At 68.0% G+C, this 14,933-nt stretch carries 14 protein-coding genes, 1 pseudogene and 1 riboswitch; of the genes and pseudogenes, 8 read left to right on the top strand and 7 right to left on the bottom strand.

The genetic code is table 11. The features are described 5' to 3' along the window. Window positions 1-5 precede the first annotated feature (5 nt). From QM708_RS00990 to QM708_RS00980, 3 genes and pseudogenes are all read right to left on the bottom strand, one after another. Window positions 6-476: an NUDIX hydrolase gene (locus QM708_RS00990; protein ID WP_415103511.1), complete on the bottom strand. Its 471-nt coding sequence runs from the start codon at window positions 474-476 to the stop codon at window positions 6-8. Beyond that, window positions 476-1,860: pseudogene (gene thiC, locus QM708_RS00985) on the bottom strand (phosphomethylpyrimidine synthase ThiC). Before thiC ends, QM708_RS00990 begins: the two are co-directional and overlap by 1 nt. Before the next feature lie 381 nt (window positions 1,861-2,241). Beyond that, window positions 2,242-2,351: riboswitch (TPP riboswitch) on the bottom strand. A 70-nt stretch (window positions 2,352-2,421) separates the two neighbouring features. After that, on the bottom strand, window positions 2,422-2,790 hold the full coding sequence (locus tag QM708_RS00980) for a nuclear transport factor 2 family protein (RefSeq protein WP_415103509.1): 369 nt from the start codon (window positions 2,788-2,790) through the stop codon (window positions 2,422-2,424). Window positions 2,791-3,026: 236 nt separating this feature from the next. Between QM708_RS00980 and QM708_RS00975 the strand changes: the two genes are divergently transcribed. From QM708_RS00975 to QM708_RS00960, 4 genes are all read left to right on the top strand, one after another. Then, window positions 3,027-3,908, top strand: a complete 882-nt coding sequence (locus QM708_RS00975; protein ID WP_415103507.1) for an ABC transporter ATP-binding protein — start codon at window positions 3,027-3,029, stop codon at window positions 3,906-3,908. A 105-nt stretch (window positions 3,909-4,013) separates the two neighbouring features. Beyond that, on the top strand, window positions 4,014-4,814 hold the full coding sequence (locus QM708_RS00970; protein ID WP_415103505.1) for an ABC transporter permease: 801 nt from the start codon (window positions 4,014-4,016) through the stop codon (window positions 4,812-4,814). A 57-nt stretch (window positions 4,815-4,871) separates the two neighbouring features. Beyond that, window positions 4,872-5,996, top strand: coding sequence for a sensor histidine kinase (locus QM708_RS00965; protein ID WP_415103503.1), 1,125 nt, complete (start codon window positions 4,872-4,874; stop codon window positions 5,994-5,996). 55 nt (window positions 5,997-6,051) lie between these two features. Then, window positions 6,052-6,672, top strand: a complete 621-nt coding sequence (locus QM708_RS00960) for a response regulator (protein ID WP_415103501.1) — start codon at window positions 6,052-6,054, stop codon at window positions 6,670-6,672. A gap of 209 nt (window positions 6,673-6,881) precedes the next feature. On the opposite strand, the gene QM708_RS00955 is transcribed toward QM708_RS00960, so the two are convergent. After that, on the bottom strand, window positions 6,882-9,398 hold the full coding sequence (locus QM708_RS00955; protein ID WP_415103499.1) for a DNA gyrase/topoisomerase IV subunit A: 2,517 nt from the start codon (window positions 9,396-9,398) through the stop codon (window positions 6,882-6,884). A gap of 156 nt (window positions 9,399-9,554) precedes the next feature. Further along, complete coding sequence (locus QM708_RS00950; protein ID WP_415103497.1) at window positions 9,555-10,589, bottom strand: App1 family protein; 1,035 nt, start codon at window positions 10,587-10,589, stop codon at window positions 9,555-9,557. Between the two features lie 55 nt (window positions 10,590-10,644). Between QM708_RS00950 and QM708_RS00945 the strand changes: the two genes are divergently transcribed. The 4 genes from QM708_RS00945 (at window position 10,645) to QM708_RS00930 (ending at window position 13,299) form a co-directional block, all read left to right on the top strand. Continuing rightward, the gene (locus tag QM708_RS00945) at window positions 10,645-11,205 is read left to right on the top strand and encodes a DUF5998 family protein (protein ID WP_415103495.1); all 561 of its coding nucleotides are present in this window, start codon (window positions 10,645-10,647) and stop codon (window positions 11,203-11,205) included. Next, window positions 11,202-12,332 (top strand): alkaline phosphatase family protein, encoded by a 1,131-nt coding sequence (locus tag QM708_RS00940; RefSeq protein WP_415103493.1) that lies wholly within the window; start codon window positions 11,202-11,204, stop codon window positions 12,330-12,332. Before QM708_RS00945 ends, QM708_RS00940 begins: the two co-directional genes overlap by 4 nt. Window positions 12,333-12,465: 133 nt before the next feature. Beyond that, complete coding sequence (locus QM708_RS00935; RefSeq protein WP_415103491.1) at window positions 12,466-12,792, top strand: hypothetical protein; 327 nt, start codon at window positions 12,466-12,468, stop codon at window positions 12,790-12,792. A gap of 165 nt (window positions 12,793-12,957) precedes the next feature. Further along, the gene (locus QM708_RS00930) at window positions 12,958-13,299 is read left to right on the top strand and encodes a hypothetical protein (RefSeq protein WP_415103489.1); all 342 of its coding nucleotides are present in this window, start codon (window positions 12,958-12,960) and stop codon (window positions 13,297-13,299) included. A gap of 46 nt (window positions 13,300-13,345) precedes the next feature. Here QM708_RS00930 and QM708_RS00925 read toward each other — a convergent pair whose 3' ends face one another. Next, window positions 13,346-14,533, bottom strand: a complete 1,188-nt coding sequence (locus QM708_RS00925) for a hypothetical protein (RefSeq protein ID WP_415103487.1) — start codon at window positions 14,531-14,533, stop codon at window positions 13,346-13,348. Window positions 14,534-14,581: 48 nt separating this feature from the next. Further along, entirely contained in the window at window positions 14,582-14,932 is a 351-nt protein-coding gene (locus QM708_RS00920; protein WP_415103485.1) for an OB-fold nucleic acid binding domain-containing protein, read from the bottom strand. Window position 14,933: the final 1 nt, after the last annotated feature.

The raw sequence follows: 14,933 nt of genomic DNA, 5'->3' as shown, positions 1-14,933 counted from the left end.
GGCGGCTAGACCCCTCGTCCGGCAAGTCGCGCACCCTGGCGGGCGACCTCAGCGACATCCAGGCTCAGCGCCAGTGTTGCCTCGTCGACGGCATCGAGCGGGAACCAGCGCGCCTCCAAGGCATCGTCGGCGGCGTGAGGTTCACCGGATTCCCATGCGCATCGCACGGCGATCAGGACGAAATGGTGCCGAAGGCGTCCGGTCTCGTCGTGATCGAAGGCGTCCACGGCCGTGAACACCTCACAGGCCCGGCCATGGACACCCGTCTCTTCGGCCAATTCTCGGACGGCTGCCTGTTCGATGGTTTCGCCGCGCTCGATCTTTCCTCCGGGGAAACCCCAGCGGCCGACGTCAGGAGGATTGGCTCGCCGCACGAGAAGCAGGTGGTCGTCACGGATGACGACCGCGATCGTGGCCACGACCGGACGCCTCAGCGGATCGTGCACCGAGGCGTCGGGTGCAGGAATGGCCTGCATCAGTGGGTCGTGACGACCGGATCGGGCAGGTAGACCTGCCCGCCCGAGGCCAGGAACTCGCGGCTCTTCTCCTGCATTCCCGCGATCGCGGCTTGTGCCTCGGCGCTGCCGTAGGTGTCGCGGATGTCTTGGGAGATGCGCATCGAACAGAATTTGGGCCCGCACATGGAGCAGAAGTGCGCCGTTTTCGCCGGCTCGGCGGGGAGGGTCTCGTCATGGAAATCCTGCGCGGTGACCGGGTCGAGACCGAGAGCGAACTGATCGTGCCAACGGAACTCGAAACGGGCCTTCGAGAGTGCATCGTCGCGGGCCGTCGCACCGGGATGGCCCTTGGCAATGTCGGCGGCGTGGGCAGCGATCTTGTAGGTGATCACCCCGGTTTTGACGTCGTCGCGGTTCGGCAAGCCCAAATGCTCCTTGGGTGTGACGTAGCAGAGCATCGCGGTGCCGTAGCGTGCGATCTCGGTGGCGCCAATCGCAGAGGTGATGTGGTCGTAGCCTGGGGCGATGTCGGTGACCAACGGTCCGAGGGTGTAGAACGGCGCACCGTCGCAGAGTTCCTGCTGGCGTTCGACGTTCTCCCGCACTTTGTGCAACGGGATGTGGCCGGGCCCCTCGACCATCACCTGCACGTCGTGCGCCCACGCGCGGCGGGTCAGTTCGGCCAGCGTGTCGAGTTCGGCGTACTGGGCCGCGTCGTTGGCGTCCGCGATGGAACCCGGGCGCAGGCCATCGCCGAGAGAGAATGCCACATCGTAGGTGGCGAAGATCTCGCACAACTCGTCGAAGTGGGTGTAGAGGAAATTCTCCTGGTGATGGGCGAGGCACCATCCGGCCATGATCGACCCGCCGCGCGACACGATCCCAGTAACGCGATTCGCCGTCAGCGGCACATAACGCAGCAGAACTCCCGCGTGGACGGTCATGTAGTCCACACCTTGCTCACATTGCTCGATCACGGTGTCGCGGTAGATCTCCCAGGTCAGCGCGTTCGCGTCCCCGTCGACCTTTTCCAGCGCTTGATAGATCGGCACCGTGCCGATCGGGATGGGGGAATTGCGGATGATCCACTCGCGGGTGGTGTGAATGTCGTTGCCGGTCGACAGATCCATCAGCGTATCCGCGCCCCACTTGGCGGCCCACTCCAGCTTGGCGACCTCTTCGCTGATCGAACTCGTTACCGCGGAGTTGCCGATGTTGGCATTGACCTTCACCAAGAATGCTCGACCGATGATCATCGGTTCCGATTCGGGGTGGTTCACGTTCGAGGGGATGATCGCCCGGCCGGACGCGACCTCGGTGCGCACCAACTAAACGTCACACTGCTCCCGGAGCGCGACGAACCGCATCTCGGGGTGATGATGCCCTGCCTGGCGTAATGCATCTGCGTGGCCGTCCGTCCGGGCTTCGCCCGGCGGGAGGCCGGCTTGCGGCCCTGCCACTGCTGAGAGGGTGCCTCGCGGCGGACTGCGCTCCGCCCGTCGTCCTCAAGCCGCCGGCCCCTGGCCTGGTAGGTCTCGGTGTCGCCGCGGGCCTCGACCCAGGCCGCCCGCCATGGCTCCAGCCCTTCCTCCGGCACGCTGCCGGGGCCCATCGTCCGGTATGCCCGGAAGGGCGCGTTGGGGCGTCCGTCGGGCGAATCCTGCAGATGAATCTCGGTGACCGGGACGCTGATGTCGTGCTCAGGATCCCGGATCCATCCGAGACGGTGCGACGAATGCTGCTCGGCGGCATCACGGTAGGCGGACGTGTGGGTATGCGTAGACAAGAGTGTCTCCTCACTTCCTACGCCGGTATCAACCGGATCAGGTTCAACGGTCTCGAACTGTGCCAGCTCGATCTCAGCCCCTCTGAGGGGCACCCGTGTGGACACCTCATCTCTATCACTCATCGTCGTGTGGAGCCAAACTGGCGCCTACGCGCTGGACGCCGGACGTATCGACGCCTAACGCCAGCTGCCCTGCCAGTCGTAGAGCGGTGCGGTCGTCTGGTATTCGCGGAGGTCCGCGATCACGCCGTCGGTGACGGTGGCGATGGTGGCGCCGTCGAAGGCTGAGCGTGCACCGTTCCAGGTGCATTCAAACGTCCATGGGGCGGCCTCGCGGTCGCCGGCGACGAGGTGGTCGGTGATCTGCCAGCGGTGGATGATGCCACCCGCCGCGAACCAGGCGTCCGCCCATTCCCGCACCCGCGCTCGTCCACGGTAGATGGGGCCGTAGCACTCGGTGATCACGCAGTTCTCGGCGACGGCGGCGGCGATGCGTTCGATGTCATGGGCGACCCATGCGTCGATGTAGTCGGTGAGCGCGGACATTCTTCAATTCTCCCTGAATGACACGCCGCATTGACGCGGTCTCGGGACATATGTGCGACGTGGCGGGTGAATGTGCATAACCCGGGCGAACGTGACGATACCGGGCGGCTTTGCACCGCCAACCCTGCTCGAGACACCCGGAGCCATCGGGGTCGGGGCCATGCATGACAGAAGTCATCAGTAGGTCGTGACAACGCCCTCTCGGCACGGACGCCGGGCTCGGCGAGGCTGGAGCCATGACCGAGAACCTCGCCATCCAGCTGACCGGACTCACCAAGCGCTACGGTCCGGTCACGGCCGTGGACGCCCTCGATCTCGACGTGCCCGCCGGGCAGGTGCTCGCGCTGCTCGGCCCCAACGGGGCGGGTAAGTCGACCGCGACCGAGATGATCCTCGGGTTGACCAAACCGGACGCCGGCGGCGTCCGCGTCTTCGGGGCGAGCCCCGTCGACGCGATGCGCACCGGCGAGGTGGGCGCCATGCTGCAGAACGGCACCCTGCTGTGGGACGTCACCGTCGCGCGGGTGCTGACGATGATGCACGGGCTGCATGCCCATCCGCTTCCGCTGGCCGACGTCATCGAGCGCGCCCAGTTGGGTGAGGTGCTGCGCAGCAGCACCAACAAACTGTCCGGCGGCCAGGCGCAACGGGTCCGGTTTGCGCTGGCGATCATGGGTGATCCGCGGCTGCTGATCCTCGACGAGCCGACCGTCGGGATGGACGTCGACAACCGGCGCCGGTTCTGGGCGTCCATGGCTGATCTCGCCGGCGGCGGCCGGACCATCGTGTTCGCCACCCACTACCTCGCCGAGGCCGATGAGTTCGCCGACCGGATCGTGGTGCTCGACGACGGCCGGGTGGTCGCCGACGGCACCGGCGCGGCGATCAAGGCGACCGTGGGCGGGCGCACGATCAGCTTCCGCGGTCCCGACCGCTCCTGGCTCGGCCTGCCGGGCGTGATCGAACAAGTGCGCGACGGCGTCCGGGTCACCCTGCGCTGTGCCGACGCCGACGCGACCCTGCGCGCCCTGTTCACCGGCCCGGACGCCGCCGCCATCGCCGACGTCGAGGTCACCTCGCCGCGGCTCGAGGACGCCTTCCTCAGCCTGGTCGCCTGAACATACCGAGGGCGTCCGCGGTCACCGAGGACGCCGCCAGACCTGGTCCGCTGAGAGCGCCGACCGAGGTTCGCCCCCCGCCCATCACCCGAGAAGGGACCGATCATGACTACCACCACCGCCGCACCCGCGGCGTCGGTTCGCACCACGACCACCCACGCCGGGCGCTTCGTGCACTACACGGTGCAGAGCGTGCTGACCGTGCTGCGGGACTGGTCCTTCCTGGCGTTCATCGTCGCCATGCCGACCACGATGTACCTGTTCTTCGCGGCCATCTACGGCGATCTGACCACCGAGGGCGGCCCGAGTGTCGCCGCGGCGATGATGGTCACCATGGCCACCTACGGCGGTCTCGGCGCCGCGATGAGCGCGGGGGCGCAGATCCAGTCGGAGCGGTCCTCGGGCTGGTTCCGGCAGTTGATGCTCACCGCACTGACGCCCACCCAGTTCATCGGTGCGAAGATCCTCACCGCGGTCGTGGTGGTGCTGCCTGGGATCGGTGTCGTGTTCGGCGCCGGGGCGGTGCGCGGCGTCCGGATGGAACCGGCGGTCTGGCTCGGCTCGTTCACGCTGCTGGTCGCCAGTCTGCTGCCGATGGTGATGCTCGGGTTGGTGCTCGGGCTGTGGTTCAAGCCGCAGACGGCCGGGGCGGCTACCACGCTGGCGATGCTGGCGCTGTCGATGATCGGTGGGCTGTGGTTCCCGCTCGACATGATGCCGGCCTGGATGCAGCCGATCGGCCGCGCCATGCCGTCGTATTGGGCCAGCCAGATCGGGACCTGGCCGCTGGTCAGCCACCAGCCGTTCCCGTGGGAGGGCGTGGGCGTCATCGCCGCCTGGACCGTTGCGCTGGTCGTGATCGGGGCGCTGGGCTACCGTCGAGCCATCCGTACGTCGCGTCGCTGAGGACGGCGTCCGGACGACCATCAGAACCGACCGACCATGCCGACCAAGGGACAGTCCGTGACCGTCACCGATCCGCTCGCCGCACCCGGGTTCCTCCCGGAGGCGGCGGGCCTGCCCTGGTGGCGTCGCGCGCTCGCCCAGGGCGGGGGATACCTGGCGCCGAGCACGCTGTTCGCCGGCATTCCGCTGCTGTTCGCCGGCGGTCTGCCGCCGTGGCAGCTGGCGCTGCTCGCGGCGTCCTGCCTGGCCGTGGCGGTGATCTTCCTGGGCACCTGCCTGGTGATGCACTGGTCGGAGGCGGCGCGCTGGTGCTGGCTGCTCGCGCTGATGCTGGCGATCATCGCGACCGGGGTGGCCGGCGGAGAGATCGCCCGCCCGCTCTACTTCGCGCCCTACATCGCGACGGCCGCCTCGGTGCTGCTGGCCTGGTCGCAGGCGCGCATCGTGATCATCGTGGTCAGCGTCGCCATCGCGGGACTGGCCGTCTTCGAAGGCGACCTGCTGGGCGTGGTGATGGCCCTGGTGGCGCTGACGGTCGGCCTCACCATCGGGCTCAGCTTGGAGTCCGACCGCGCGAAGCGGGCGCTGCGGCTGGCCGAGGAGCGCACCGCCGTCCTGGCCGTGGCCGCCGAACGGGAGCGGATCGGGCGCGACCTGCACGACATCCTGGGTCACTCGCTCACCTCGATCGCCGTCAAAGCCGACCTGGCCGCCCGCCTGATCGGCCGCAACGACGAGGCCGCCCGAGCCGAGGTGTCGGCGCTGGCCGACATCACCCGCCGCGCGCTGGCGGACGTTCGGGCCACCGCTGCCGGCATGCGGACGGTCCGTCTGACCAGCGAGATCGCCGCGGCCCGTTCGGTGCTGGAGGCGGCCGGTCTGGAGGCACGGACCCCGAGCGCGGTCCCGGCGCTCGACGACGACCGCTCCGAACTGTTCGGTTACGCGGTCCGCGAGGCGGTCACCAACGTGGTCCGGCACGCGGGCGCCCACCTGTGCGTGATCGTCTGCGACGAGGCGCGGGTGAGCATCGCCGACGACGGTGTGGGGTTCCGGTCGGACGCCGCGGGCTCGGGCCTGACCGGGTTGCGTGAACGCGTCGAGGCCGCCGGCGGACGCCTGAGCGTGGAGTCGTCCGGCTCCGGGTCGGTGCTGACGGTGGAGATGGAGGCGCCGTCATGATGGGCCAACGGGGTGTCGGCAGCGAGATGGTGACGGTGGCGATGGAGGGGGAGTCATGACCCGCGTGGTGCTGGCCGATGACCAGACGATGATCCGCACCGCACTGGCGACGATGCTTGGGCTGGAGCCTGACCTGACCGTGGTCGGACAAGCCGGAACGTGCGCCGAGACGGTGCGGATGGTCGCGTCCACCCAACCCGATGTGGTCTTGCTCGACGTGCAGATGCCCGACGGAGGCATGGACGCCGAGGACGGCATCGCCGCCCTTCCCGCGCTGCTGGAGGCGGCCCCCGAGGCTCGGGTGATCATCGTGACCACCTTCGGACGCCCCGGCTACCTGCGCCGGGCGTTGGAGGCCGGTGCGGTCGGGTTCATGGTCAAGGACGCCCCCGCCGACCGGCTGATCGAGGCCATCCGGCGGGCGGCGTCCGGGTTGCGGGTGGTCGATCCCGAGTTAGCGGCGGCATCGCTGTCGATCGGTGCCTCGCCCTTGGCTGAGAAAGAGGCCCTCGTGCTGGCGGCGTCCGCCGGGGGAGCCTCGACGAAGGCGATCGCCGAGTCGGTGTTCCTGTCCGAAGGCACCGTCCGCAACTACCTGAGTTCGGCCATCGGCAAGCTCGGCGCGCACAACCGTGCCGAAGCCCTCCGCCGGGCCACCGAGAACGGCTGGCTGTGAGGATGGGAACGAAGAGGCACTGACCCGACGGCGGACGAAGACGTCCTCAGGGGGCGCGGCTCGTCGTCCCGCGCCGAACCGGGGTAAAACGTACTGCTCAAAACTGGCCGAACCCTGAAAACGTCAGTCCCACTGATGTTTTTCCGAGCCCACGCCTGTTGGGCAGTACGTTTTTACCTCGTCGCGCCGGCAACCGGGTTCCTGACCGCTCAGAACAGAGCGCCGTCCCCGGAATCGGCGTCATCGTCAGCAGGCGCCGCCGGATCGTCCGGTTGAGAGGTGGCGCCGTGACGGCGGGTCCCGATCCCGGCCAGCGGCTGGGTGAGCGGGGTGCCGGAGCCGTCGCGGCGTCCGTCATGCGTGCTGCGGAACTCGATCGGCGCGCCACTGGCGGCCGCACCGACCGCGGGGGATGGCCCGGCCCACGCGGTGAGCAGCGTCGTTTCGCCCTTGAGGAACCGGTGGCAGCGCACACCTCCGGTGGCGCGGCCCTTGCCCGGGTACTCGCTGAACGGGGTCACCTTGATCAGCCCTGCCTCGGTGCCCGGCAGCCCGGATCCGCTCCCGGACACGGTGACCACGGTCGCGTCACCCTCAGGCACGAATCCGAAGAACACCGCGGACGCCTTCGGCGCCAGTTTGATGCCCGCGATGCCGCCGCCCGCGCGCCCTTGCGGACGCACCGAGGACACCGGGAAGTGCAGCAATTGCGCATCAGTAGAGATGAAGCACAACTCGCCCGACTCATCGCTCAACTCGACCGCGCCCACGACTTCATCGCCGGGCTCCAACCGGATGATCTCCCAGGAGTCCTTGTTGGCGAGCATCTCGGGGTTGGTACGCTTCACCACGCCGGAGCGGGTGCCGAGCGCCCAGCCGTGCGTCCGTTCGCCGAGCGTGGTCAGCGCGAGGATGCGTTCGCCGCGCTCCAGATCGATCAGCTCCGATGCCGGCGATCCGCCCTGCAAGGTGGGGGCGCCCGCGGTGAGGGCGATGCTGGGCAGGTCGATCGCCTGCGCACGGATCACCCGGCCCGCCGACGTCAATACCCCGTACTCAGAGCGTGCGGACGTCCGCACCGCCGACACCACCACGTCATGCGCGGACCGCGGCCCGGAGGCGGGCAGGGCCTCGGGGGTGTCCGCCCGCGCCAGCAGCCCGGTTGAGCTGAGCATCACCCAGCACGGATCGTCAGCGATCTCCAGCGGTGCTTTCGCAGCAGCCACCGCAGCGCCGCCACCGGCCAGCAGAATGGTGCGCCGCGGCGTGCCGTGGGCGGCCGCCGCCTGGTCGAGTTCGCGGGCGACCAGGTCGCGCAGCTGGTCGTCGTTGTCGATGATCTGGCTCAGATCCGACAGGCGCTGCTCGAGTTCGTCGCGTTCGGTCTCCAAATCGATCCGGCTGAACTTGGTCAACCGGCGCAACTGCAGGTCGAGGATGTGGTTGGCCTGGATCTCGTCCAGGTCGAACGCCTCCATCAGCTTCGTCCGCGCCGAGGAGGCATCGTCCGATCCGCGAATGATCGCGATGACGTCGTCGATGTCGAGGATCGCCAGCAGCAGGCCGCGCACCAGATGCAGCCGGTCGGCGGCCTTCGCGTACTGGAACCGGGTGCGGCGCAGCGTCACATCGAGACGATGATCCGCGTAGACGACCAGCGCGTCGCGCAGCGACAGGGTCTGGGGCTGGCCTTCGACCAGAGCGACCATATTGATGCCGAAGCTGTCCTCAAGCTTGGTGGCCTTGTACAGCTGCTCCAGCAGCACCTCGGGGTTGATCCCGTTCTTGACCTCGATCACCAGGCGCAGGCCGTTGGTGAGGTCGGTGAGATCCTTCATGTCGGCGATGCCGGTGATCTTCTTGTTGCGCACCAGCGCCGCGACCTGGTCCATGATCCGCTCAGGGCCGATCATGTAGGGCAGTTCGGTGATCACGATGCCCTTGCGGCGCGGGCTGGTCTGCTCGATCCGGGCGGTGGCGCGGATCTTGAACGTGCCGCGGCCGCGCGCGTAGGCGTCCGCGATGCCCTCCAGGCCGACGATCTTGCCGCCGGTCGGCAGATCCGGGCCGGGCACGAACCGCATCAGGTCCTCGACGGTGGCGTCCGGATGCTTGAGCAGATGCTTCAGGGCCTGCACGCATTCGATCAGGTTGTGCGGCGGAATGTTGGTGGCCATGCCCACCGCGATCCCGGTCGACCCGTTCACCAGCAGGTTCGGGAACGCGGCCGGCAGCACCACCGGCTCGGTCATCTTGCCGTCGTAGTTGGGCTTGAAGTCGACGGTGTCCTGGTCGAGTTCGCCGGTCATCGCCATCGCCGCGGACGCCATCCGGCATTCGGTGTAGCGCATCGCCGCCGGGCCGGCGTCCAATGAGCCGAAGTTGCCGTGGCCGTCGACCACCGGCAGCCGCATTGCCCAGCTTTGGCCCAGGCGCACCAGCGCGTCGTAGATGGCGGTGTCGCCGTGCGGGTGCAGCTTGCCCATCACGTCGCCGACGACCCGGGCACACTTCACGTGCGACTTGTCGGGCCGGATGCCCATGTCGTCCATCGAGTACAGGATGCGGCGCTGCACCGGCTTGAGCCCGTCGCGGGCGTCCGGGATGGCGCGCGCGTAGATCACCGAATAGGCGTACTCGAGGAAGCTGGTCTCCATCTCCTCGGTCACGTCGATGTCGGTGATCTTCTCGGTGATCTCGTCGTCAACCGGCGGCTTCGCTGCCACGTGCTCCCCGCCTTTCCCTGTGCCTGGTATTTAATCTGCACCGTGCCGAATCTGCTTTGTGCCGAATCTGTACAGTGCAGCGTCCATTCTGGCCCCTACGCGGCGGACGCCGTCGGTCGCCACACCGGGGCGGACGCCGTGCCGCGCGATCCGGCCTCAGTCGCGGGGCAGCAATCCGGCCGCCTGGCGCTGCAGCCCGCGTCCGTCCTCGGCGCGGATCACCGGAATGCCGGCGGGCTGCTCGGCCTCGACCGGCAGCGGTTCGATGGTGCCGTGCGCGAGGATCTGCTCGGCCGGGGTCAGCTGGCGGATCGCGATGCCGGCGACGTTGCCGGGGTTCGCGCTCGCGAATTCGCCGTACACCTCGGGGTCGTGCTGGCCGTCGTCGCCGACGAGCAGCCAGCGGACGCGCGGGAAGTCGACCACGAGCTGCAGCAGTGCGGCGCGCTTGTGTTCAGGCCCGGAACGAAACCAGCCGGTGTTGGTCGGGCCCCAATCGGTGAGCAGCATCGGCCCGACCGGGTAGCGGTGCCGGGCGATGAACCGGCTCAGGAAGCCGTGCGTGTTCCAGGCGCCGGTGGACAGGTAGATGACCGGTGCCCCCGGATGGTGGCGCAGCACCTCCCGGTAGAACTGGGCCATGCCGGGCACCGCCTGCCGGGTGGCCTCGATGCGCACGAAGGAGTTCCAGGCGGCCACCATCGGGCGGGGCAGCATGGTGGTGAGGATGGTGTCGTCGATGTCGGAGACGATCCCGAACCTGACCCCGGAGCCGATCACCTGGACCGGCATGGTCGAGGCGGGGGAGTAGGCCGTCCGCACTTGTGCGGTCTGCCATCCCGGCTCCAGGCCATGACCGCGGACACGGTGGTCGATGTAGCCGCCGCGGTCGGTGGTGCCGGTCGCCTCGGCGTCACCGACCCTGATCGTGTAGCGCGCATGCACGCATACGGCCGTGAAGAAGTTGCGCCAGCCCCGGCGGTACAGGAAGCTCTCGGCCGCCTTGCCGAGGTGGGTGTTGGAGAACTTGGGTGTGAGCACCACGCGGCCGAGGACGCGCACGAACGACTCGTCGCCGTAGGCGGTGTAGGGAATCACCCGCTCCTGCCATCCCAGCGCTCGGAAGAACCGTTCCGCGACACGATCGAACCTCACCTCGATCCGGGCTGCGATGAAAGGGCGGTTGCTCACGGTGTTCACCGTAACGGTTTCTTCGTGCGCGCACGTACATGGGACAATCACCGGCATGAGTGCGCTGCCCCCCGACCTGAGCGCCGCGATCGTGGCATCGGGATACTTCCCCGAATTCGTGGAAGCGACCCTGATCCCGGCGATCGGCGACGAAGAGGTCGTCGATTCGCTCGTCCACCACGAGGCGACCTTCGACACCAACGAACTGCGCCGGCACATCACCGTGCTGGTGCTGACGCCGACCCGGTTCATCGTCGCGCACACCGACGACGGTGATCAGCCCGGCTCACATCAGGCGCTCACCACGGTGGAGAGCGTGTCGTTGCGCCAGATCCGGTCGGTGGCGCTCACCCAGGTCGCAGCCAACCCGGAGCGGTTCGGGCGCGGGCGGCACGGCACCACCGAGACCTGGCTGGTGGTGAACTGGGGCGCGGTGCGCCGCGTCGAGGTGGAGCCGGCCACCTGCGGTGACCCGTCCTGCGAGGCCGATCACGGCTGGACGGCGCAGGATCTCAGCGACGATCTCACCGTCCGGATGAGCGCCGCCGCGGACGGCCCGGCCGCGGTCGGCGGGCTGGTCCGGTTCGCGTCCGTCGTGCAGCGGGCGGCCGTGTGAGCCACCAGCCACTCGTCCCCGCCTACGGCACTTCGACCATCGCCGATGTGGTGCCGTCGGTCGCCGCATCGCTCGGCGTCGACGGCTGGCCGGACGCCTTGGGCTTGCCCGCCGCGTCGCGCTGGGTGATCTTGCTCGTGGACGGACTCGGCGCCCACAACCTGGCGGATGCCGCCGAGCACGCCCCCTTCCTGATGTCGCTGGTCGGGGCGGACGCCTCGACGACGGTCACCTCCGGCGTGCCCAGCACCACGGCGACCAGCATCACCTGCCTGGGGACCGGGCTGACGCCCGGCCAGCACGGCATCGTCGGCTATGCGTTCCGCAATCCGATCGATTGCGGCTGCCTGAACGCGCTCGCCTGGGCACCGGGCGTGTCGGCGCTCGACCTGCAGCCGCGGTTGACCGCCTTTGAAAAGCTGTCCCGTCAGGGTGTGACGCTGACGTCGGTGAGCCCGGCGCGGTTCGAGGGATCCGGCCTGACCGAGGCCGGGTTGCGCGGGGCGCGTTTCCAGCCGGTGCCCGATGAGGATGATCATGCCGCCCGCATCCAGTGGACGGTGGACGCCGCGGCGTCCGGCGACCGCTCGCTGGTCTACCTGTACGAGCGCTCGCTCGACCACACCGGCCACGGCCAGGGGTGGCGCAGCGACGCCTGGCGGGCTGCGCTCGCCCGGATCGACACGATGGCCCGCACCCTGCGCGCCGCCCTGCCCGCCGACATCCGTCTGCTGATCACCGGCGACCACGGCATGATGGATTCCCCGAAGGATCGCTGGATCGTCGCCGAGGACGTCCCCGGCCTGACCGACGGCCTGACGCTGCTCGCCGGCGAGGGCCGGTTCCGGCAGTTGTACGCCGAGCCGCGCGATGTGGACGCCGTGCTCGCCCGCTGGCGGAAGAAACTGGGCGAGCGGGCCTGGGTCGTCCGCCGCGAAGAGGCCATCGAAGCCGACTGGTTCGGCTTCGTCGAAAAGCGGGTTCTCGACCGCTACGGCGACGTGCTGGTCGCCATGCGCGGCGACTGGGCATTGATGACGCGCACTCAGCCGAACGAGTTCGGCCTGATCGGCATGCATGGTTCCCTCACCGAACGCGAGATGCGCGTCCCGGTGCTGATCGCCTGAGGCGGCCCCGAACAGACACCCAGGACGTGCGGATTTCCTAGGGCTTTCTTTGGAGATGAGAAGGATCGGGCCGGTAGTCACGCCCGATTCTTCTCATGTCTTCGCTGAATGCCTGAGGTTAACTGTTGGTGCTGTGTACGATCTGATCATGCAGACGGAATTTCGGAGGGCTTCCGCACGGCCGGGAATGGCCGGAGAACGTTCGGGCGCCGCCGGTGCAGGGGAGTCGGTGCCGTACTGGCAGGGCGTGAGCAAGCGCCGGTACATTCCCATCTCGTTGGCTTGGATCATGGCCTCCGCCTTGCTGTGCTGGATCCTCAGTTCCGAATACCTACCTGGCTACCCCTGGTACTCGATGCCGCTCGCCTTCGCCGTGTTGTTCTATGCGTTCGGTATGTCCGTGACCGAACGCTTGATGCTGCGCGTTCCGTCACCTGGCGAGGAATCCTCACAGCGCTGACGTGCTGTTCTCCGAGATCCGTCCTACCCGGCCCGGGGAGGACCGGCCAGATCCCGGTATGTCTGATCGTCAACGTGACGCGCCGCCGCGATGGGGCCTACTGTGCTGATCGGGACGCGACGGCGTCCGGCACCGACACCGGCGTCAGTCGAGCAAGGAGAAACCATGAAGAACCACGACGCGCTGCAGATCATGTCCGCACTGCGTCCGCCCGGATCGGTGGTCTACTCGTTGACTCGTTCTAAGCGGCGTTCTTTCTTTCGGGAACTGCTCGACAACGTCATCTCCGACGGCGCGCTCGGTTCGGTCGCGGACGTCATGGATTCGATGAAGGCCGCCCACTACCTGATTGCTACCCAGGACGCCGGCACCATCGTCTCGCTTCGTGACGGCCAGGTGAACGCGAGCTTTGACCTGCCGGACTGGCGGCCCGAATGGAGAGAGTCGTTCACCAAGGCGACCGTTGACGACATCCTCTACCGCAAGGTCGCGCGTATCGACGGATGATCGTCCGGGGGCCGTCGAGCGTTGCTTGCGGCGATGCCGGGGAGGTTCACGTTCCCTCATTCCAGCGATCCTGGTCCGCGGTTAACAGCCGTTGGTAGGCGCGGGTGAGGAACGCCCCTGATGCGCTCCGGACGGCCTCTGGCCGAAGAAGGTCGGGATTCAAGAAGACGCCGCGAAGCTCCTCTCCATGATCGGCTCTGTTGCGCACGCTGGGCGGAATCTCGCCATGACCATAGGACCACAGCGTGAGCCTGAGGACTTCGCGCATTTCCCAGGTCGCGAACGGAGGGAGCGACGAGGGCGCAAGGGAGATGATCGGGCCGGGCTCCCAATCCAGTTGCACGATGCGAAGCGCGTGGCGGGCCTGGGCAGGCGAGGCTGAATCGATCATTTCGAGGGCTGCACTGATCCTCTCCAGCGAGGAGCGGCGGCGGGTGTCCAGCGCCTGGGTGCGACGCCGGTTCCACGCACAAATGGCGCTCGTTGCGGCGAGGCCCAGGGTCGCTGCCAAGGCGAGCCACTCAAAGGGTGCCTTGGGGGAGAGCGGGAGGAGTATGAGAGAGGCGGACAGCCCGAACAGGGCCCATGCCTCCACGACGAGGGACACATGAGCTCGGGAGGCTCTCGAAGTGGGGTGGGAGTTCACCAGGCCAGGAGTGCAGGGCGACATGAAGATCGCGAACGCTAACGCGAAGAGGCCGGCGACCACGCCCAACACCCTCAGAAGAATGCTGTCGGCGGAAGGAACCTGCGATGCGGCCACTCCGGCGAGCCCGAGGGCGCTTATGGTCAGGAGCGACGACAACGTGAGGCAGATCACCCACAGCACTGACGCAATGCGGCGCCCATGAACGGTCAGCCGGCGAAAGGTCGTGGCAGCGATGAGGTCGAAGAACCCCCAAGAACTCAGCATAGAGCCAGCGGCCATGCTCATGATCGCCATGTAAAGCATGTAGTCGTCCCAGATCCCCGATGTGTGACAGAGGACCGCGGCGATCAACGTCGCGACGGCGATGACGATTCCGGTAAGGAATTGGATGCCGGAGTTTCGTCTCTTGATCGCGCCATCCGGTCGCGCGGACGAACTGCGGCGCGCCGGATCGGGGGTGGCGCCGAGGTCTTCGGCCAACTGCCACAGGTCGAGGTGCGCGATGGCCCCGATGCCGGCGCGTGGCGCGTCCGTTCGGCCCCGACCGGAGTGGCGGAGGACGACTGAGTCGGTTGTTGTCTGCATGCTCGGCATCCAAGCAGCGGCGGCTGACAATTCTGAGTGAAGCCGGGCCTACAGCAGTTCGTAATGCGGGTTGTAGATGCGGGCCGAACCGTCCGCGGTGGAGATGCGGCCCTTCACGATCAGGTCGCGGCCGGCCTCGATGCCCGGGATCGAGCGGCGGCCCATCCAGATCAGCGTGACCTTGCCGGTGCCGTCGGACAGATCGGCCTCCAGCCACGGAACGTCTTGACGAGGACGGACGGTCAGCACGTCGATGGTGCCGCGCAGCGTCACCCGGCTGCGGTCGGCGCATCTGCCGACGGTGTCGCAGCCGCGGTCGGACGCCAGCTTCTTGCGGTCCTCCGACGTCAGTTCGTCGTTGGACCGCATCGAATCCCGCAGCCGATCCCACCAGCCCATG

It is taken from the genome of Propioniciclava sp. (assembly GCF_047602245.1).
Taxonomy (GTDB): Bacteria; Actinomycetota; Actinomycetes; order Propionibacteriales; family Propionibacteriaceae; genus Propioniciclava.
This window is presented reverse-complemented; position numbering and strand designations above follow the sequence as displayed.